This is a genomic window from Bacillus sp. AFS055030 (assembly GCF_002574545.1).
In the GTDB taxonomy this organism is placed as follows: domain Bacteria; phylum Bacillota; class Bacilli; order Bacillales; family Bacillaceae_G; genus Gottfriedia.
This window is the reverse complement of sequence record NZ_NUGT01000083.1, coordinates 1-22,681: the sequence shown is the minus strand read 5'-3', so window position 1 is coordinate 22,681 and position 22,681 is coordinate 1. Positions and strand designations below refer to the sequence as shown.

The 22,681-nt window shown below is 32.6% G+C and carries 10 protein-coding genes; 5 read left to right on the top strand and 5 right to left on the bottom strand.

Features of this window, described 5'->3' with window-relative positions; translation table 11 throughout:
• Positions 1–72: 72 nt before the first annotated feature.
• On the bottom strand, positions 73–4,233 hold the full coding sequence (locus tag CN925_RS19615; RefSeq protein WP_098848487.1) for a S8 family serine peptidase: 4,161 nt from the start codon (positions 4,231–4,233) through the stop codon (positions 73–75).
• 762 nt (positions 4,234–4,995) lie between these two features.
• Positions 4,996–6,234, bottom strand: coding sequence for a helix-turn-helix domain-containing protein (locus tag CN925_RS19610; RefSeq protein ID WP_180233027.1), 1,239 nt, complete (start codon positions 6,232–6,234; stop codon positions 4,996–4,998).
• A 597-nt stretch (positions 6,235–6,831) separates the two neighbouring features.
• Between CN925_RS19610 and CN925_RS19605 the strand changes: the two genes are divergently transcribed.
• Positions 6,832–7,722 (top strand): LysR family transcriptional regulator, encoded by an 891-nt coding sequence (locus tag CN925_RS19605; protein WP_180233026.1) that lies wholly within the window; start codon positions 6,832–6,834, stop codon positions 7,720–7,722.
• Positions 7,723–8,286: 564 nt separating this feature from the next.
• Here CN925_RS19605 and CN925_RS19600 read toward each other — a convergent pair.
• Complete coding sequence (locus CN925_RS19600) at positions 8,287–8,598, bottom strand: LysR family transcriptional regulator (protein WP_098848484.1); 312 nt, start codon at positions 8,596–8,598, stop codon at positions 8,287–8,289.
• 210 nt (positions 8,599–8,808) lie between these two features.
• On the opposite strand from CN925_RS19600, the gene CN925_RS19595 reads away from it, so the two are divergent.
• Positions 8,809–9,033: a hypothetical protein gene (locus CN925_RS19595; RefSeq protein ID WP_098848483.1), complete on the top strand. Its 225-nt coding sequence runs from the start codon at positions 8,809–8,811 to the stop codon at positions 9,031–9,033.
• A 267-nt stretch (positions 9,034–9,300) separates the two neighbouring features.
• On the opposite strand, the gene CN925_RS19590 is transcribed toward CN925_RS19595, so the two are convergent.
• The gene (locus CN925_RS19590; protein WP_142339257.1) at positions 9,301–13,419 is read right to left on the bottom strand and encodes a S8 family serine peptidase; all 4,119 of its coding nucleotides are present in this window, start codon (positions 13,417–13,419) and stop codon (positions 9,301–9,303) included.
• Between the two features lie 262 nt (positions 13,420–13,681).
• Positions 13,682–17,203, bottom strand: a complete 3,522-nt coding sequence (locus CN925_RS19585) for a S8 family serine peptidase (RefSeq protein ID WP_098848481.1) — start codon at positions 17,201–17,203, stop codon at positions 13,682–13,684.
• Positions 17,204–18,760: 1,557 nt separating this feature from the next.
• On the opposite strand from CN925_RS19585, the gene CN925_RS19580 reads away from it, so the two are divergent.
• Genes CN925_RS19580 through CN925_RS19570 form a run of 3 tightly spaced genes read left to right on the top strand, consistent with a single transcriptional unit; the run spans position 18,761 to position 22,423 of the window.
• Entirely contained in the window at positions 18,761–20,227 is a 1,467-nt protein-coding gene (locus CN925_RS19580; protein ID WP_098848480.1) for a spore germination protein, read from the top strand.
• Entirely contained in the window at positions 20,217–21,332 is a 1,116-nt protein-coding gene (locus CN925_RS19575) for a GerAB/ArcD/ProY family transporter (RefSeq protein WP_098848479.1), read from the top strand. The genes CN925_RS19580 and CN925_RS19575 overlap by 11 nt, the downstream gene beginning before the upstream one ends.
• Complete coding sequence (locus tag CN925_RS19570; protein WP_098848478.1) at positions 21,329–22,423, top strand: Ger(x)C family spore germination protein; 1,095 nt, start codon at positions 21,329–21,331, stop codon at positions 22,421–22,423. Before CN925_RS19575 ends, CN925_RS19570 begins: the two co-directional genes overlap by 4 nt.
• Positions 22,424–22,681 lie beyond the last annotated feature (258 nt).

Here is a 22,681-nt window from a genome sequence, read left to right as displayed (position 1 = left end):
AAAAAGACTCCAGTTTAATACTGGAGCTAATTAAAATCTAAAAATCATTTTATTTTTTCTCTTTTGCAATCATTATTTAATTCCAAGTGCATTCTTTATACTTTCTAAAGTTTGTCCTTTATATTTCTTTTTAGGTGTTGGTGCATAGTTAATTGTTGGGTTTTGCATAAGATAGTTTTGTTCAACAAATGCTAGATCCTTTTCATTTACCACACCGTCAAAGTTAATATCTGCATCCCGTTTATTTGTATCCCAGTAAGTTTCTAAGTAAAGTGCATCCATCACATCGATAACATCATCTTTATTTACATCACCTGCGATTGCTGGATTTAATCTCAAATTATAATGTTGATACATCACTTTTCCATCTTCATCATGGAATCCAATTGTAAAGTCTTTATGTTGTGTAAAATATCCAGGAATATTTACTTCAAGTTCATACTTATCATCATTTAATGGTAAATTTGGTACTTGATAAATACCACTGGTTTTAATAACTCCTTCGTACACTTTACCATTACCAGCCGTTGCTTTAACTTTTGCACCCAGTTTAGAATAATCAAACGAACCAAGTAAACCTCCATCTGGGGCTAAGAATGACTCTGCCAACAGAGATCCATCAAGTAAAGAAGTAGTTGGTTCTAAATATAAAATACTAGGATTTCCGCCTACAACAGTATTTGTCGTATTATTAATATCCGTTACTGTTGTATTCAATGACCCGGCCCACATAACAGCAGAAGCAGAATAGTTAGTCGTCATTTTAAACGCTAAATCTGCAAGTTTTAAATCACCTGATAAAGGAGATACGCCATCTTTTGTTTTAATTGTGATCGTCGCTGTATTTTGAGTAGTAGCTACCGCAGTATTTACGACAGAAATATCTACTTTATCAGCTACACTTGGATCAGGAGTAACATTCAGTGTTCCAATATTTGAATAATACGAGAATTTATATTCTACTTGTTTAACATTATTTGCTTTATTTAATAATAAAGTCGCATGTGCTGTTTCACCCATTTTTCCTGTTCGTGTTTCAGGTTGCATAAATCCATACATTACGTCATCACGCGTAACAAAAATCTCTCTACCTTCTTTAAATGTTTTATTTGATGCTGCATCCATTGCATAGAATACTAGTTCCATCGGTTTTGTTGCATTTGTTGGAATTGTCGCTGTAAATGTTCCGTCTGAATTTACAGGTACTGACACGGCTCTTCCACCGTTTATATAATCTTGATAATAAACTTTTGTACTACCTTGGTTAAAGTTCATTCCAAGTTTTTGCATTTCTTCTGTTTCTTTATCGTAAACTGAACCAGTGATTGTAACGCTTGTTTGACCATTTTTATACTCAACAACATCCGGACTGTTAATTGTCATTTTTGGTGCTGTATTATCAAAGTAGAATGGAGCTTCTTGCGTAAATGTTTTCCCAGCGTCATTTTTGCCAATTAACTTGATCTTATAATACCCTGGTTTTGCCAAATCAGCTTCATACGCAAATGGGTGCTCATCATTACCAGTCGGTTTATAATAAAATCCATTAAATACTCTTGCTGATAAATCAGTATTTTCCTTCATTCTTAAGCCATCTAAAGTACCTACATAGCCTAATTCTTTTCCTGTTTTCCCATCTTCTAGGATCACATCAATTGTACTTAAGTTTGATTTCAGGCTAAATTGTGCATTTGTATAAACTAACTGACCGGCATAAGCTGCATCAAATACTTGCGTAAATGCTTGTGGACTCATCGTTACTGGATTTATTCCATCTTCCACCGTTTTAATTCCAAATGGGACTTGGAATGTTTCTTCTGGATTATTATGATTTATATATGTTACAAATCCTTCGTAAAAGCCTAATTTTGCTGATTTTGGAACGGTAATTGCGACAGTTGATTTCTTTTTCGAATTCGCCCCAACTTTGATGGACTTATCCGTCACAACCATTACACCATTATCGTCCGCATCTAATGAACCTCGACGGTCTTTTTGGAACGAAACAGTCACATCATATGTTTTTGCTTGATTGCTATTGTTATAAATGATTAGGGTGCGTTGATCACTAATATTTTTTCCTTCTGGAGCATGTGAACCAAATGAAAGTGCACCTGTTAAATCTTTTACTGTTGTTAAATTGCCTTTTTTATCGTATGTTCCCTTTGTTTCATCCACTACTTCAATTCTTGTTTTTGAATGGATTGCTTCATAAGGATCAACTTGTCCTGCACCAGATTCAAATACGCTATAGTCTCCATTTAGTGGATCTGCAGTATTCATTAATGTTTCTTTAATTTGTGCTGGTGTTAAGTTTGGATTTGCTTGTTTTAATAATGCTGCAACACCCGCTACGTTCGGTGATGCCATTGATGTACCTGATAAATTCTCATAAGCATAGTCATATTTTCCAATTTGATCCGCACCATGCATATAAGAAGGTACAGTTGAGAATACGGCAACGCCCGGTGCAGTTACTTCAGGTTTAATATCATAATTGATACGAGAAGGGCCACGTGAACTGAATGCTGCTAATTTACTACCTTCATCCGTTACTTGTCCGATTTCATCAAATGTGAAGGTTGAATTGCCTGTACCAAGTTTTGCCACTAATGCTTTCCCTTGCTCATATGACATCGAGAATGCAGGAATAAATCCATAACCCATTCCTAAGTACGATGGAACAAAACCTTCAACAGGTACATTATTCATCAAGATAACTGCTGTTGCGCCATGTTTTTGCGCATTTTTTATTTTCTCGTCAAGTGAAATATCCCCACGATTGACTAATGCAATCTTTCCATTCACATCGATATTTTTATAATCAGAATCTGCACCTACACTCGGTACTAAAACGATTGGTAGATTTTTACCTTTTAAGCTTGCTACATTATCTGCAAATCCTTTACCAAATAATTTTAAATCAGCAGTTGCATCTTCTGCTCCATGTAGCGTACCTTTTGATGTTTCAATCACAGTCTTCGTATCATTGGCACCAACTGTAATAGCCAACGCTGATGCTCCAGGTGATCCTAACGTATCCATACCACTTCCTGAGTTACCTGCTGATACAACAGCCGTTACACCCGATAGGACTGCATTATTTAACGCAAGACTCTCAACATTTTCTGGATCATTAATATTCGATCCAAGTGATAAATTGATGACGTCCATACCATCAGATATAGCCTTGTCAACACCGCCTAAAACAGCTTCAGTTGAACCAGATCCAAATTTTCCTAATACACGATAGACATACAAATCAGCATCTGGTGCTACACCTGTTACTGCATAATCAGTATTATTTTTACCACGACCAGCAATAATTCCAGATACATGTGTTCCATGTTCTGTATAGAAGGTTGAACCAGTAAGAGGGTCCTTTTCTGCTAACCCTGATTTTTTCCAATCAGCATAAGTCGTTTCCATTGGATCTGCATCATTATCAACGAAGTCCCAACCTTTTACTGAACTAGGATCAATTGTTTTAGGATCAACGCCTGTTTGAGCACGATACCCTTTATATGCATCCGTTAAATCTGGATGATTATAATCAATCCCTGTATCAATAACCCCTACTTTAATGCCCTTACCTGTGTATCCTTCAGCATGTAATTTGCTCACGCCTGGGAACACTTCTGTTTCCATTTTCTGTGTTGAATTAACAACACTTTTTATTTTTTCTGGTTCTACTTGAATAACATTGTTTGGCCATACTGCTTTAACAGTTTTTGAGTTTAATAATGACTTAACTTTATTAGCCGGCAAGTCGATCGCAACACCATTTAGCGTGTTTTTGTATGTTCGTTTGATTTTATAAAGGTTCTTATTATCCTTTAAATCATCTTTATAAATTGTTTGTAAATCATTTTTAAATGTATCTTGCGCTTTATTCGCTTTTTGTTTTGCATCTTCAAGTGCTAAACTATTGCCTTTTGCAGCCTCTTCAATCACAGCTACTTTTGCTGGCTTGTCTTTTAATTCAACAATAACTGATAAATTTTTAGTACTATTTAAATCAACTGAAGTAGGTAACTGTAATCCTTCTTGACTAGTCACCTCTATTTTTTGTAAAGCTTCACGTTGTTCTGTAGTAAGCTTTGATAGTACTTCTTCGATTGATGATTGTGTTGCAGCCTTTGCAATCGACTGATGATGTGTTATTGGAAATGCATTCAGTAACACCCCAGTACTCAATGTTAAAACTGCAGTACTTTTGATTAAACGCTTCATCCTGTTGTCTCCCCCATTTTTATATTTTCTATCTATTTTGATTATACGGAAAGTTTACAGTTTCGACATTTTGACAAAAACTATCAATTTTTGTTTTTCCTTCGACATTTTTATACAAAATTAGACTGAAATATTTTTTTAAACTTAAATTTTAAATTAAACTATTATCCTACGAATACCTTACATTACGTGAAATTGGATCACTTTCATCGTTTAATTTACCAACTAGCAACTAACTATTTGTCGCTTCTCAGAATCATACTTGTCGTTTAGTGAAGGAAAACATATCTTTTATCCCTATTTTTTCCAGTTATAATGAAATTTTAATCATCTATTTCACATCATTCTTTTGTAATACGGCGGACTGCTTCTACCTGAATGAAAAAAATGAAAAAAGGAAGAAATTACGATCCATTTTATCGACCTCAGTGTCAATTAAACGGGCTAGATGTTTTTTTGGAATGATAACTTCTATGTCAATCGGAAGAGTTAGTTGGTTCATTTTACACAGTTTATACAAAAGAAAAAATCGTTCCTTTCTCGGTCATTTTGTTGTGGTGACTTAACTATTCCCAAGAGAACGTTTTTCTTATTTTTTATGCTCAAAAAAATAGTGTTGCTAAAAGTCAATTTTTTGACAATCTCTTTTTAATTTTACTATTGGATTTCTTATGATTTTTAGCAAGTTCTATATGATCCTCTTTTCAATTAATCAAAAAGACCCTGGTTTAAATACCAGAGCCTGCCTATTCACATATTTTTTCAACTTAAAATACGAATATATTTTTCTTCCAATTCTTTGCTTAAAAACTCTCGATAATGCCAAATTGCAATAAGACATTTTTGAAACCTTTCGTGAATTTCAGAGTTTTTTACCTTTAATGCCACGTTTAATATTTCATCTAATCCTTTGTTTATATTATTTGTTTCGCATTTTAACAAACCGAACGCATAACAATAATCCAAATAAAGATGCTGCTTAAATAAATCAGAAGAGTTCCGTAGTTCAATGATTTGATCATTATACTTTGCAATAAATTTCTCAGCCTCTTCTAATCTACCTAATTTAACGTAGCTTTCCAAAATTCTTGGAATTCCTACATAGAAATCATCACGATCACGTAACCATTTATAGTATGAATCAACAACATATAGATTTCCAAAATCGATGTGAGCGACATATCGATTCCCTACTGCAATATCTGCATAATAAGCATTTATTTTTTCATATTTTCCAATTAAATTTAATACCTCTTCTAATTTGCCATCTAGTCTTGTCAACGCAAATGCTTGATACATTAATGCACGCCCTACATGCTCCTTAATTTTCGCCATTTTTTCTAACCTTTTTGCATAATGTAAGACCTCATCCCAATCTTTTAACATATAGTAAGTAGCAGTAATCCATAGGATTGTTAGTTCCTGAAATTTTGGTGGCATATATGAAATATACTCGATAATTCGAACTAAAACTAAACTCCCTTCATTCGTTAAACGCGTCATATAAAATTTTCGAAAATAACTAATAGCTACTTCTTCGGTTGCTGAATTAGGCATATGCTCAATAATTAGTTCGTATAAAGGTAAAGATTCTTGTTCTTTCCCTTCTAAAAATAGCTTTTCAGCAATACGGAATAGATTTTGGAAGTATTTTGAACGGTTAGCTTTTGACTTTTCTTCAATCATGACTGATAAGATGAAGGTTAATTCAGATTTAAAACCTTTTTTTGCACATTCATAAATAAAAGCGTCACTTCTTCTTTTATCTAATAGATTTCTTTCATTGAAGCATAGATTGACATATCCTTTATAAAATGTTCCTGTAGGTAGATTAAACGCCTCAGTTATAGCGTCCAAATAATGTAAAGATAGTGCCTTTTTATTATTAAATATTCTACTCATATCGCTATAATGGATATCAGATTTTATTGCTAGTTCTTTAAGATTCCATTTATTTTTCTTCATCAGCTTTTTAAACTCATAAAGTAGAAAATCATTCATGTTACACCCCACCATAATAATGTTTTTTATCTCTCTAATTAAAAAAGTAAAAATGCCATAAACCATTTTATTTATGGCTTACAGCATCTAAATTATTGTTTATTTGAATGAAATAAATTGTAGTTCTAAGATGCTGTCTAGCCATTTAAGGTTAAGATTATTTCATTTAACTCATCTATAATGACTGGCTCTCCTTGTTTCGTACTTGACGAACTCTAATTTAACTAATTAATTGAGACTAATTATTTTTCCGATACTATCAAAAAAAAAATACTCAATTTAATCAGTGTAAAAGATCAACAATTTCAACTTTTTCTCCTTTATTCTAAAATTTCAGAAATTAAAAGTTAGTAATCCTTCTTGTTGTATACACTATATTTTAGTTACTAAACTAGTATCTGTAAAACGCATTTTAGTTTACAACCCATTAAGGATTGCTTAATAACATTAATTATTTTTAAATAATAAATAGTGTTATTCTACATACAAATAATGGTCAATATTACCAGTATAAAAATAATTTCTTATAATTTAAGCTATTTAAAAACATACAGTATAATCAATATATACTTCGATAACGCTTATAGGAGGTACGAAATGAATATTGAACATTTAAAATATATAGTTGAAATTTCAAAAGAAGAATCGATTACAAAAGCAGCTAAAAACTTACATATATCACCTTCTGCTGTAAGTCAAGCTCTAAAGGAATTAGAAAAGAAATTAAATTTGAAGCTATTCATCCGTTTAAAGATGAAGACAGTACCTACCGAAGCCGGAATTGAAGTTATTAATCAGGCACAAAAAGTATTATATGAATATGAGATTATGGAGGAAAAAATTGCAATTCAAAAGAATGAAACTCAGACTCAACTAAAAATTGCAACTGTTCCAGGGTTAGTTTATTTAGTTAATGAATCAATCATTCATTTCAAAAATGATTTTCCAAATATTGATGTTCATGTTTATGAATGTGATCCTGGTCAGATTTTAAATAACCTCTCAATTCTTCAACCTGATATTGCGATCTTATTTTCTGAAGAAAGTTCACTAAGTGAAGAAAAAGATTTGCTTTACAAACATCTAACAACGACCAAATATTGTGTTCTCGTAGGTGAACAATCTCCATTATTTCATTTTGATGAGATTTCCCCAGAAGATCTAATTAATGAAAAATTTATCATCTATAATAGTAATGAATTTGTTGAGCACACACGTAAAATTGTTAAAAATATGAATGTACAATTTATTTCGAATAACACAGATAGTATTAGAGATGCTGTAAAGAATGGTTTAGGAGTTACTTTTTGCCGTAATATAACATTAAAAAATCATCCTGATACTTTAACTGGAAAAATAAAGACTATTCCTTTAAAATCTCCTGCTTATATTAGTGACGAACTTTGGAGCGTTTGCCTTAAAAATAAACCTTTTACAAAAATTTCAAAAATTTTTATAAAATATATTCAGGCTAGTATAGAGAATTAGCAATTTTTATCTGAACTAAAAAAATAATCTAAAAGACCAAATAGTTGAGTGATTTGGTCTTTTTGCAAATGCAACTAAAATGATTTTTAGAAATATTTGAACTACTTATTAAATAGCACTTCACTTGTACCTCAACAACTAATCCCCATTAATAAAAAGTAAGTTTAACTATGAGTTGTAATCGTTCAGCTTAGTTTGTTAATACTCTATCTATACACAAGGATAATAAGAGAAGACCCATCCTTCTTAACAAAATCTAAACTGTCCCCCTTTCTGTCGATATTTACATTATATTGAAGGTTGATTTAATTTGAATTTTGAAAAAAACTATAAATTTTGATTTTTTTATAATTAACTACTTTCTATGGGAAACGTGTTCTCCACGAAGAATTAGCTCTGATTTCTAAAATAAAGTAAATCAGAGCTTGCTAGAGTTATACTAAAAATATATTTTTGAATAAGAAAATTAAATAGATAACAACGACTACTTATTAGTAACATAAAAAAAGCTCTTCAAAATGAAGAGCTTTTAAACACGATTAGTTTTATATTAGCTAAGTACCTTTACAGTAAACTTAAGTCGTACATTACATTACAATTTTCAATAGAACTTTTTCTAATCAAATTAGCTACTTCTTCCAATTCATGAAACTTCAACAAAACTTCTTTAACAAATGAACTAATTTTTAATCCTTCAAATGTAGGAACCACATTAAAATTTTCATCACACTCAATCAGCTTTATAGTTATTTCTTTTTCTAGACTATGCACCGATTCTTTCATGACAGATTCACTAACAGAAAATTTTTGCGCTGCAAGCTTAAAGGAACCAATTTTTATTACTTCACTAAAATGATTTAATTGTTCAATATTCATATCGTTCCTCCTAAACTATTTTTCTTAAACCTATATTTCAACTTTACACATTTGTGTTTCATAACTTTATTATATTAAGAGTTGATGCAATTTCTATTTCAATAAAAAATATCAATTTTGAATTTTTTAATTCTTAATCCCTTTAATCCAATTTACACATGCACCGCAACCTTTTCAAATTAATATAATGATTTGAAGGGAGTGATTATAATGCCTTGGCATCAAAAAATTAGATATTTAATTGGCCAGCCAATTGGCGTTTCGTTTACTAATGGGCAAGGTACATCAGGAGTATTGTGCGGTGTATCAGGTTCGAAGCTTCTCGTATACGAGTATATGTATCAATCACAATTCGCTTTAAAACAGTATGATTTCTATATGATTCAAGATATTAATGGATTTCCCCCATGTCATAGTCAACAACCACTTTACTAATGATTTTTTACTTACAACATCCCTATACTATAATGTAAACAAAAACAAAACCTTATCGACCTTCACTATATGCAGGTTTTTTATTTTTTTAATATACTAATTACAGTATAAATTTCTTTCCCTTTTTTATGTTACTTTCTATTCTCCTACTCTATTAGACAAGCAAATCTCCTCCATAATAAACAGTTCAATAAGTTCCAACTGTCTATTATGGGGAGAACTAGAATCTTCCTATATTCTGCTTAGATGATAGGATATGAAAATCTATTAAAAACCTAAATCACTCTTAATAGATTCCAATGTACTTCCTTTAAACTTCTTAACTGGCTTTGATGATACTGTAACAAACGGATTTTGTATTAAGTAGTTGTTTTCAACAAACGCTAAGTCTTTTCCATCTACAATTCCGTCAAAATTAATATCAGCACTTCGCTTATTTGTTCCCCAATATGTTTGTATGTAGATCGCATCCATCACATCTATGACATTATCCTTATTAATATCGCCTGGCTTCGCTCCAATTGTTGGATAGGATGGATTTGCTTCTCCAATATTAATTCCCCAATCAGTACGTCCGATTTCCAATGGAGTATACGTCGTAAAATGTCCAGGAATATCCATAATTACTGTATATTTTTGTACAGATGCCGGAAGTCCTTTAAATGTTACATTTCCATTTTTTTCAATCGTCCCGTCGTAGATGACACCATTTGTGCCTTTTACCTTCATAGTGGCCCCTATTGTCGTATAATCAATCGTACTGTTGAACTTACCTGCAGCATTATATAAGCCAACACCATTTAGTTTAGCTGTTGCTGTAGAGTAAATAGGATACATCGGTACTGTCCCCATAATGATCGATAGTCTATTTGTACTTTCACTATTTACTTGAACAGTTGAAAAATTAAGAATTTGTGCAAATGGATTAAGGAATTCATTTGCATTTGTATCAACGTCTAAATCAAATAATGCTACATCTCCAGCAATTCCTTCTCCTGGTATATTGATATTCACTATCGTTCCTTTACTAGTTGTACCCGTAACAGTAGTTGTCAGTTCTGATCCTTCTGGTAAATTCTGTGCTTTTTTAAATTCAACACTATCAAAATATTTTGCTACATAGTCCAATCTGAAGTTAAGCTTATTAGCTTTTCGCAAATTATGTGCGTAGAACGTATAGGTAATTTTGTCACCATATTCCATTGTATCTTTATTTGGTTTTGCATAAATATAAGTTGCGCCTTTCTTCATATAATAGATCATTTTAGGTAATGTCGTATTTCCTGCATAATCGGCACCGACATATTGAATTGGATTAATCATTCCAGGTACACTAATTTCTGTACTAAATTTTCCATTTTCGTCTACACTCAAGGAATATGCATTTGATGAACCCGGGCCGTAAAATAATTTATTATTCGCTTGAGTAAGTGGCATGCCATCTTCTTGCGTTTTACTAATCTCAGGATCTAGTAACGTTCCGGAAAGCGTAACTTTATCTTGACCTTCCGCTAATTCTACTATTTGAGTATTGCCTTTTGGCATTGCATTTGTATCATCGAACTTAATTGTAGGTTCATTATTATCAATACTAATTTTCGAAGTTTTCACGAATTGTTTGCCGTCTTTATTTGTTCCAATCATTTTAATATCGTAGATACCATCTGGCGCTTTTTCAGAAACATAACCAATTGGATTTTTTTTATCTCCAGTGAATGGGAAATATCTACCATAAAAAGCACTGTCCATTGTGTAATCTGTGTCAACTGCTGCACCTGAACCGTTAACTGAAGTAATCAGTCCGAGATCTTTATGCGTTTTCGGATCGACTAATACCCAGTCTAACGTTTGCATGGACGTGTTTAATCTAAAATCTAAATCAGTATCTTTACGGCTGAATAAATTTATGACTCGGTCTGTTGAAATGCTCTTTGTATACACATCAAAATATGCTAAGCCTTCATCAGTAGCCTTTACTCCAAATGGAATACGGTATCTTTCTTCCAGATTGTTCTTCTCTTTAATCGTTATATAACCTTCGTAAATGCCTTTTTCTGCCGTTTTTGGAATAGCTAAAGTTGCAGAAATTTGTTTTGTACTGTTTTTCTTAACAGTAATCGTATTTGGTACTTTTACCGTTACGCTATTTTTATTCGTATCCAAAGATCCTTTTGCACCTACATTGTATTCAACGGATAACTCATATTTTTTTTCTTTATCACTACTATTTTCAAATGATAGTTTCGTAGTCTTCGAGTAATCCTTATCTGACGAAACTGGGACGAAGCCGTAACTTAGACCGCCTGTTTGTTCTGGAATGATTTTTTCTTCCCCATTTTCAATGTAAGGCGTTTTATCTAGCACACTAATGATCGTATTGGAATGAATCGCTTGCATTGGATCAATTCTGCCCGCTCCGACTTCAAATACACTGTATGGATTTTTTAGTGGATCTGCTGTATTCATCAGTACAGTCTTTATATCTCCAGGCGTATAGTCTGGGTGAGCTTGCAATAATAACGCTGCAACTCCTGCTACATGCGGAGAGGCCATCGATGTACCCGACATGCGTAAATAGGCAGAAGAATAGTCGGATGTATCCTCTTTATTCGCAATATACGAAGGAACAGTTGATAATATATCTACTCCTGGTGCCGTTACCTCTGGTTTAATATCATATAATGTTCCAGATGGCCCTCTTGAGCTAAAACTTGCCAAATCATCACCTGAAAGTTCTTTTTCACTTTTTGTACCGAATGTCACACTTGGTACACCACTTGAAAACAGATTATTTACAGCTTGTCCATCTTTATTTGTCATTGAAAAAGTTGGGATATTGTCGTTGCTTTCTCCTAAGAATATCGGAATCTGACCTTCGTCTGGATTCGAGTTATAAATGATTACACCCACTGCCCCATGATCTCTCGCATGTTCCATTTTCTCAATTAATGCATACGTGCCTCGTTGGATAAAAGCGATTTTACCATTCACATCTTTACCCGTGTAATCATTCGGACCACCTAAACCTACATTTACAATGTCAAATGATTTACCAGTCATACTGCTGAAGTCATCCGTCCATTTCTTTGACATTAACTGCATTGTCACACCATTACGATTACTACCGGAAGTAAACTGACTCTCAAAACTCGTAACCTTACTAGGAACAGAACTCGCTCCTACTGTTAACGCTAGCGCTGCAGCACCTGGAGAACCTAACGTATTCAGTGCATCTCCCGAATTACCAGCTGCAACAACTGCCGTTACTCCGCTTAACACAGCATTATCAATTGCGATACTAGTAGCATATAGCGGATCGTTGATTGAAGCACCTAATGATAAATTAATAACATCCATACCATCTTGAACAGCTTTATCAATCCCTGCAAGGATCGCCGCCGTTGTTCCGCTTCCGTATGGTCCTAAAACACGATAAACGTATAAATCAGATTCCGGAGCCACTCCTATTACTTTATAATCCGAGTTATTTTCTGCTTGACCTGCAATCGTCCCAGATACATGTGTACCATGATCTGTATAATAAGCACTTCCATTTAGATACTCTGATTTTTTCGACTTTTTCCAGTCATCATAAGTAGTTTCCATCGGATTATTATCATTATCTACAAAGTCATAACCGCCTTTATACGCATGCTTTAAATCTGGGTGATTATAGTCGACACCTGTATCAATAACCCCAACCTTTATCCCTTTACCTGTGTACCCTTGATCATGAAGTTTATCAATATTTAAAAATGGGATACTATCAACCTTTGTTTGTTCTTTTGCTTCCTCTGTCTGTGTTTGAGCCGGTGGTTCTACGTGCACTGTGTAATCACTATAAACTGCTTTTACTACCTTAGAATTTAACAATGATTTCACTTGATTTGCTGGCAATGTTAATGCGACACCATTCAAGGTATTTTTATAAGTATGTTTTACACGATACGCATCCTTATCTGATTTGGTCTTTTTTAGTTTTGATTGCAAATCTTTTTTAAACTGAACTTGAGATTTTTCTACATTCTCATTTGCTTGTGTAAGAGAAATTTCTTCTCCTTTAATCGCTTTAGCAATTTGTGCTGTTTTCGCTGGAAGTTCATTTAACTCCACGATTACATTTACATCTCTATCACTCGACAAATCAATATCTCGTGATAGTTGTAATCCGGTTTTTAATTGATGCTGATCTAAGTTCTGTAATGCTTCACGCTGCTCCTTAGTCAACTTTTCTAAAATACTTTCTGCCTTTGTATTTGTTTGCGCATGCACAACAGAAGTGTAATTTAAGTTAGCTACTGGTCCAAGCAAAAGACCAGTACTCAACACAACAGCTGCAGTTCGTTTCGCTTTAACAATTGACTGTGCCTTTTTATTTGTTTTCAATCTATTCAATCCCTTCTTAATTATTTTTTGAATTTTCTTGAAAATATAACTACATTATAATGATAATTGATACGATTGTTATTTTGACAAATTCATTCAATCTATGGAATATAATTCGATAAAATCTAACAATAAAATACAAATAGATTAGTAATATTTTCATTACTAGTGAAAAATTATGGCTTCTAAAATAATTCAAATTAATATAATCAATAACAATTAAAAAGGGGATGCCCTATATTAATGGCTCCCCTTCTTTCAATTATTTAACTACACTAACCGTAACTGCCTTAGTTGTTACTTTAAAACCTTCTTTATCAACTGCATCAGCAGAAATATAATAGGTTCCGCTAGCTAAGTTTGATTCTGGTGTCCATTTAGTATGAAGTTCATGTTCATTATTCACTTGCATACTGTCTACTACGTTACCACTAGCGTCTTTTACGTAAACCGTCCAATTTACACGTGTTTGAGCAAAACCATTTATTGGAGCTGGTTTGCTTACACTGATATTTGTGTTTGGACTTACACTAAATACAGGTACAAGCATACTGTATTTAACATACGAAGGATCGCCCCAAACTTTATAACTTATATTCATTGCATTATCTATTCCCATCACAACAACACTTTTTGGTTCTTCATTTACTAATACGGAAGTTTCTCCTGGTGTTGTAGATTTTTGTATGCCATTATACCAAAGAATAGCTCCCTGATACCCTGAGCCATTATCAACCGCATCGAATGAAATTTCATATTGACCATCTTTTGGTTTAATTTGAACATTCGATACTTTTGGCCCAACTGAATCAACTTTAATCGGAAGCTTTACTTTTTGTGGTTTCGCATTTGGATAGTCTAGTGTTGTTTTGATGACAAAGTTATACGTATCATCACTTACTATCTTACCGTTTTCATCTTTCGAATCCCAGTTATATCCCATGTACATACGACTTGCAGAAAGAATATTCTTTCGAATTGGCATAGGAATCCCATTATTATATTCACTAAAGTCACCAAGATATTTAATCATCTTGCCTTGTTTATTCTCAATATACATTTCCGCTTTTGCTAAGTTTCTAAATGCAGTAAATGTTGGGAATACCCCTTTAAGGATTGAATTTGGAGAGGTAGCGATAGCGTCCATATTAAATTTACCTGTTTTCGTATTATATCCCATAGGAACCGCTGCGCCCTCGTCATTCCAAAGTGCAGTATAGCCTAAAAATGCATCTTTTCGATCCCAAGCTGCAGGATCAATATTATTAAGCGAATCCCACTCTCCATTAAAGCCCATATAAGGAACAGTTAACGGAACAGCTGAATCACTATTTTTTCCTGTTGGTACAAGTTGTACAAATCCTTCAACAAATTCATTTTTTCTTAATGTTCTTGGTAATCGAATCTCTATATTTAGATTTTTCTTTTGTCCTGCTTTAATTTTTAATGTAGCACCTTCTGAACCAGTATGTTTTTCTCCGTTTACATAGATCGATGCACCTTCAACACGACTACTTTTTAATGATAAATAATCTTTTGATTCTAAATTTCCATCGCCATCAAAGTCAAATTGCTTTGTATCAATTCCATCTGTTAGTAGGTCCACATTAACAGTGTATTCATACTCTTTTTTTGCGTCCTTTACTTCAAGTGACTCTACATTTAAATTGAAGATGACTCTATCATTTTTAATTTCTTTTAATGCAACAGCCCCCGCTTGCTCAAGTGGCGTATTTTTTCTTGTTACGATAACAGGGGTATTAATTGCATTTTGAATTTGCATTAATCCAGATCCTTGAATGCGAGGAGAATATGGAATCTCGTTATTTGTTTTAGGATCCATTACTACTTTAGCCGTATTCATTAAAGCAATTTTTGCTTTTAAGGCTGTATCTTCTGAATGAGTTAGTCCTTTTTCATACAACGATTGTAGTATTAATGCAGCACCACCTGCAACGTGTGGTGTCGCCATTGAAGTACCGCTCATTACTTCATATGCGTTTTCAGGAGTAGTAGAATAGATTTTCCCTCCTGGTGCAGAAATTTCAGGTTTAAAGTCCAAAGTAGTTGGAGCACCATAAGAAGAGAAATAAGACATCGTATCTCGCGTAGGATTATCTATCCACGTTCCTTTTGTTACTTTCATTTTGACAACTTGTCCGCTGTTTAGCTTATCAATTAAAGCATTTCCCACTGCTTTACTTGTTGTAGCTGCTGGGGTAAGATTACTACCGAAATTTACGTATGGATAATCAGCCATATTAGTAGCAGGAACTAAAATGACAGCCTTTGCCCCTCGCTTTTTAGCTTGAGATTGCATTGAAGCATAAGTTGAATAGGATGTATTCGGTCTAAAAACTACAATTTTTCCATTAACATCTTTGCCAGCATAATGCTCATCTTTAAATCCTTCACCAACATAAACTAAATCATAGCTTTCATTAGGAGAAAGTACTCTAGAAAGTTTGAAATTATATTGAGATTGATCTTGATAAGGAAGTTGTAAACCATTTTCTTCCCCCAATGTATTTAATTCATACTTAGTATTTTCATAGGAAGCTACAGACAAAGCAAAAGGACTGACACCTGGCTCTCCTACAGTCCCAATATCAGGATTCTCTGCATACGGTTGGGCAGAAGCTGTCATGATACTATTCTTCGTACTATACGCTGCGTTACCACCTGCAACTACTACTAATGTTCCATGTTCTGTCGCTTCACGTATTGCTTTTTGGATTGGATCTTTATCTTCGCCAACGAATCCCGAATCAGTTCCAAGACTCATATTAATGACATCTGCTCCCATTTCAACAGCATGGTTAATCCCTGCAATAATATCATCTTCGTATGCTCCTCCACTGCCGTTGTCGGAGAATACTTTTTCTGCTAACAGCTGTACACCTGGTGCAATTCCTAATACACCATCATTCTCTTCATCCCCATTCGCACCGATTGTTCCTGATACATGTGTACCATGAGGATTTGCGTATTTACCACGCGGTATAACATCTGTGTCATTATCAGCCCAATCATATCCAGTTGGAACCTTATCACTATACCACTGTTCATTAACAGAAGTTTCCGAAAATTTACTTTGGATATTACTTTCCGTCAACTTCTCTTTCTGTATTCCTTTGTCGGTAATCGTCATATCTTTATGTGTAAAGTCTATACCTGAATCGACTACACCAACAACTAATCCTTCACCTTCATATCCGTATTTTTCCCATACACTTTGTGCTTGTACTAACTCTTTACTCGTTTTCATTGATTGTTCATAAGTTCGTGCAATATGTACATTTGTAACCCCTGGAGTTGACTGTAAATCTTTTATATTTTTAAAATCTGTGTCTAAGCTAAATCCATTAAATCCTTCATAAAAACGATGTCTAACTTTCGGATTCAACTTCTTTTTTGTCATTTTGGAAACAACATCATCTTGCCTTTGTTTCATTAAAGCTTTTTTACTTACCTTTGCCTTTGATTGTATAGCTTGTTCTGGTTCCTGAATTTCAACAATGACACGTACTTTTTCATTAGGTGCATATACTTTTGTACTATTTTCGCCCACATTACCATAGACTGATTTTTCAGAATCCTTGGCCGATTCTTTGTTTAGATCAGCTATATAATTTTTTAACGCACCTTGTACATTTGCATCAGCGTTTGAATTAGTAGGTTGATTATCTTTCGTAATTTGCGCATAACCGGGCGTAGTTAAAAACATTGCAGCTAATGTTGTTAGTGTAATGACTCGAAATGGAACTTTCTTGCTATTTCTCATAAACTTTAAAATCTCCCCTCTAAATCTTCTAAATTATTATATTAATATATGTTAACTCCAAGTTAGAATTAGATTCCAAGAAACTCTAACTTAGAAGGATAGCCTTAAAAACCCTAATGAAAAAAATTTACTTATATGATTTTCCACTAAATTATAATCACATTATAATGAGAATTGATTCATTTGGTATTCTGACAATATCATTCAACCTACCATATATTAATCGATAAAATTCAACAAATAGTTACGAGGAAACTATATAAAACTACTGAAAAACTTTCATTTTTAACAGAAATAAAAACGCCAATCGCTGTCCAACAGTTGATTGCCGTTTCTCACGAAAAACATTTAAAAATGTACTAATATACCTTTAAGAGGGTTAATAAAACATATATATTAAGACTTTTTCTATTTGTTTATTAAAAAAATATAAATAAACCATTTTTATCTCATCATTTTAATAGCATTAGAATGATGAAAATTGATGAAATAAATAACAACAATAGTAATACAGGATAAAAGAACAAATACACTTTCATATCCTCCGATCGAACTATATTATAAGAACTCGCCATTTTCAACTCTTTTAAGTCAAAGAAGTATTATAAATTTCTCACTCCCAGTATTAAATTCCCATCCTAAATTGATTATATGGAAAGTTGATTGTATATATATTTCTAAAAAATCTGTTATTTATGTTATATTTATCGACAAAGGTTAACAAATACTACTAATTTATTAATAATCCTATAAATTGTATATTTTATTACTTTTCTAAGATTAAAAATCACAAAATCTTTTATATTCCAGCGTTTTCATAATTTTTAATTATAATTCGGTATGGAATGAAGAATCCACTTTTACGTATTATCCTTTCTTTTATGTAAGAATATAGTAAGAACAAAATTAAAAGTGAAAGCCATAATTGGAATAATTGAAGTCATAATTTGGACCCTTTCAGCATTAAGCGTATACAAAAAAAGACTTAACCGTTGTATTCCTGAATAAAACAGTTAACAACTTTTAAGTCTTTTTATAATGATCTATTTTAGTTTATTATTTATCAAAATATCTTTTTGTTCATTACTTTCTGACTTTTTCTTTATTTTTTATATACACTATTAATCGTGGGATACTCAAACCTTGAACCAGTAATGAAAACACTACATTTGCATAAACAATTAACAAGATGTTTTCTCTATATGGAAATTCGGCTGGCAAAGTTAGTGCCATTGCAATTGACAAAGCCCCTTTTAGGAAGAAGGTTCAATATCAATAGGTGAATGAATCTGATCTTTGTCCAAATCAAAGTACAGTTGACCATTTGTTCCACGAACACAATATGAAACATCATCTAATTTCTAGCCTCGTTTTGCTTTTTCAGTAAAGATTAGTTTTCTCTACCGGTTTAATTAAGAATAGGGCTAACTCACAAGTCAGTTAATCTGGACCTAAGAGTTAGCCCTTTTCCATATTATAATCATTCAATTTCCTAATCTGACCAATGAATATGTTTTTCTATTTTACAAACAATATACGTCAGGAGGTGGAATATTATTGAAAACCGAACAAATAATGACAATTTCTAAAGACATTAATAGTAATTTAGAAAAATTAAAAGAAGAGTTTGTAAATGTATTTGATTTCAAAACAAGAAAGATTACTTTCAATGATAGACCACTTTGTATTGCTTTTATTGATACGATCTCAAATAAAGATATTATTAATGAAAAAATCATTGAGGTACTTTTAAATTTAAAACATGGAAATATCATGACGGATCTTCCAGTTTCAACTATTTCAGCAACTAATTCTTTAAATGAAATACAAGAAGCAATTACGAATGGTAATACGGTATTGTTAGTTGATGGTTCTAATGAAGCCTTTATTGTAGATACTGTTTTATTCGAAGTGCGATCGACAAGTGAGCCTACAAATGAAAAAGTTGTTTCAGGTTCTCATGACGGTTTTGTTGAGAGCCTTAATAAAAATATCAATTTTCTAAGAAGTAGAATTAGAAGCTCTGACTTTAAAATAGAGGTTTTACCAATTGGAGATCCTAGTACAAATGTTGGCATTTTATATTTAGATAATATCGTAAATAAGGATATTCTAGAAATGGTTAAAGTCCGTGTCAAATCTATTCAACTTAAAAATAACTTAACAACTGGCAAGTTAGAAGAATTTATTGAGGATAGTTCGCTTTCACCATTTCCACAAATTCTAGAAACGGAGCGACCTGACCGGGTTATTTCTAATTTATTTGATGGGAAAATTGGCGTAATAGTTGAAGGAAGTCCAACGGTATCAATTATGCCTGCCTCTTTTTTTACGTTTTTCCAAACTCCCGATGACTATAATGGTAGAGTTTTAATTGGGACCTTCTTAAAACTCATTAGACTATTTTGTTTTTTTCTTTGCATAACTTTACCTGCAGTATATATAGCGATCGTTTCATTTAGTTATGAAGTTCTCCCATATGAATTAGTGTCTACCATTCAAAATAGTATTGAATTTGTGCCCTTTTCTCCATTTGTTGAGGCTCTAATTATGCAAGTGGTTTTAGAGCTGTTAAGAGAAGCGTCAATTCGATTACCTAGTCCAGTTGCACAAACTATTGGTATTGTCGGAGGGCTTGTGATTGGTACAGCTATTGTAGAAGCAAATTTAGTATCGAATACAATGACTGTCGTACTTGCGATTACAGCAGTTGCTTCATTTGTTGTTCCTACAAACGAAATGAGCTTTTCACTTAGAATACTCAGTTTTCCAATGATTATTTTGGCATCAATTTATGGTTTTGTAGGAATCATATTCGGTTTAATGCTTATTTTTATTCATATTGTTAAGCTCGAATCATTCGGTACTCCCTATTTTTCACCACTTGCACCCATTCGAATTAAAGATTTAAAAGATACTTTAATTAGAGTACCTAATTGGAAAACGAAGACACGGCCTACAAACGCATTGCCTGTAGATACGATTCAGTCAAAAAACATGAAAGGGTGGAAAAATGATAATTAAGCAAAATGAGACCATTTCATCCTTTCAATTATTTTTTTATATGGTGATCGTCCAATTAAATGTCGCTACATTAACGTTACCAATGTATTTATATAAAGAAAGTGGTCATGATGGATGGATTTCTTTATTATTTTCTTGCCTATTTTCTGTATGTACTATCGTCCTATATTCTTTTTTACTTAAGCGGTTCCCTAATTTAACCATTTTTGAAATTTGTACGTTTTTTTTCGGAAAATGGTTCGGTGGAATACTAAAAATCTGTTATATTTTATATTTTATTTTTGTAGCTTATTTAATTAATCAATCTTATCTATTTGTTTTTAGCAAATGGGTTTTTCCAAACTCACCAACTTGGGGCATTTTACTCCTTTTATTAATTATTGGAATCTATTTAGGGAAAGAAAATATTCGAACAATGACACGATTTTTCCAATTATCTTTTTGGACATTTTTAGTCATTTTTATTTTTAGTATCGAAGCATTTCAACAGGTGGACTGGAAGCTTTTACTACCAGTTGCTCAAGTTAATTTTTCCCATATATTGAAAGGAAGTTATATGTCTTATTATTTCCTACATGGTTTTGAGTGCCTCTTAGTTGTCTACCCATTTGTTAAAGGTTCACATAGAAAAAAAATAAAAAGCTCTATTTTTTCTATACTAGTTATTACACTAATTAATCTATTTACTGTTGTGTTATGTTTCATATTTTTTAGCAAAAAAGAATTACAGTTAATTCCCGAACCGACAATTTATATCTTTAAAACTTTAACTTTTTTCAAAGAACTAGAGCGACTTGATTTACTATTTCTATCAGTTTGGTTTGTCATCATTGCCTCTTCTTATGTGTCATATTTAAATTTGGCCAATATCGGTATTTCAAATCTAATAAAAAGAGGGAACAGACTTAGTACATTTTCTACTATTACTATTTGCATCATTGTATTTCTAATTGGAAATTTTGTACCTTCATCAACTGGTTTTATTGATCTGCTAATAAAAACGTTATCTATTTCTAGTTTTATTTTTATCCTTTTCATTCCAACGTTGATCTTATGTATCTCACTTCTCTTTAAGATAAAAAGTAAGGAAGTTAAATTGTCATGAAAAAAATCCATTATATTCCTTTTTTATTAATCTTTTTATTAACAGGATGCTGGGACCAGCACTCACTAAAAGACTCAGCACTAGTACTGGGCGTCGGATTTGACCAACTTCCAAAAGGGAAGGTTAAGGGAACAGTAAGCATCAGAACTAGCATTTCGAAAGGTGACCAAACTGAAAATATCAATTATATGGTCAGTGAAAAGGGGGTATCTGTAAGAGATATACGTAACAATATTGATTATCAAATACCTGGTAATTTTTCATCTAATAAACTACTAGTTATGCTTCTAGGAGAAGATCTTGCAAAAAATAATTTATATCCTTATTTTGATAATTATTTCCGATTTATTAGAAGTACTTTAACTTCAAGAGTTGCAATTGTAAAAGGAAAGGCATCTAGCATCATTGAAATGAAAACATATAAAGATATTTTTATTAGTGAATCACTTTCAGAAATGCTTGAAGCTGCTGAACATATTTCTGTTATCCCAAAAGAGACACAAGAAACTGTTTATAAAAAAATGGATGATCCAGGTGCTGATTTAGTCCTACCTTATTTAGAAAAAACAGAAGACGAAACAATTAAAATTAAAGGTGTGGCACTTTTTGAAAATAATCGATTTACTGGTAAAGTACTAAATAATAAACAGTCAAAATTATTGTTATTACTGAAAGACAAAAAAAGTAATTCGATGAGCTTAACGGAACCATTGGGAAAAAATAATGAGTTTGTTTCATTTAAAGTTAAAAGTATAAAAAGAAACTTCGAAATCATCAATGGAAATCGCCCTAAAGTAAAGATTGATTTAAAATTAAAGATTGATTTAACTGAATATACTGGAACAGATTTAGCAAGTAACATCAAGAAAATGGAAATAGAAAATGAAATTGCTAAAAATATGGAAAAGGAGCTTAAAGAAGTATTTAGCATTCTTCAAGAAACAAATTGTGATGCAATAGGGATTGGCAGATATTTAATGGCTTATCATCCGGATACATGGAAGAAGATCAATTGGGAAAAGGACTATTCAAAAGTTCCCTTTGAGGTCAATACAAAAGTGATTATGTATACAAGTGGAATTATTTTATGACATTAAAACAAGTAAAGTTTAGCAATCATTTATAGACATTAAAAACCAAAAAAGCCCTTTATCGGGCTCTTTTGGTCACGCTATTGAAAAAAGAATTTGTCAATTAAACTTTGATAAGTAAGTTGTGCCTCAGTGATTTCCACTACAGGTTGCTCGCTTTCCATGGGGCGAGATTCTTTAGCCTCCTCGGCGTGCGCCTGTGGGGTCTCAGCCTTCCCGCATCTCCCATAGGAGCCTGGCAACCTTTCGTTCCAATCA

Coding starts and splice junctions, on each gene's coding strand:
- CN925_RS19570 (WP_098848478.1), top strand. CDS start 21,329: ATGAAAAAAATCCATTATATTCCTTTTTTATTAATCTTTTTATTAACA.
- CN925_RS19585 (WP_098848481.1), bottom strand. CDS start 17,203: ATGAGAAATAGCAAGAAAGTTCCATTTCGAGTCATTACACTAACAACA.
- CN925_RS19615 (WP_098848487.1), bottom strand. CDS start 4,233: ATGAAGCGTTTAATCAAAAGTACTGCAGTTTTAACATTGAGTACTGGG.
- CN925_RS19610 (WP_180233027.1), bottom strand. CDS start 6,234: ATGAATGATTTTCTACTTTATGAGTTTAAAAAGCTGATGAAGAAAAAT.
- CN925_RS19605 (WP_180233026.1), top strand. CDS start 6,832: ATGAATATTGAACATTTAAAATATATAGTTGAAATTTCAAAAGAAGAA.
- CN925_RS19600 (WP_098848484.1), bottom strand. CDS start 8,598: ATGAATATTGAACAATTAAATCATTTTAGTGAAGTAATAAAAATTGGT.
- CN925_RS19575 (WP_098848479.1), top strand. CDS start 20,217: ATGATAATTAAGCAAAATGAGACCATTTCATCCTTTCAATTATTTTTT.
- CN925_RS19595 (WP_098848483.1), top strand. CDS start 8,809: ATGCCTTGGCATCAAAAAATTAGATATTTAATTGGCCAGCCAATTGGC.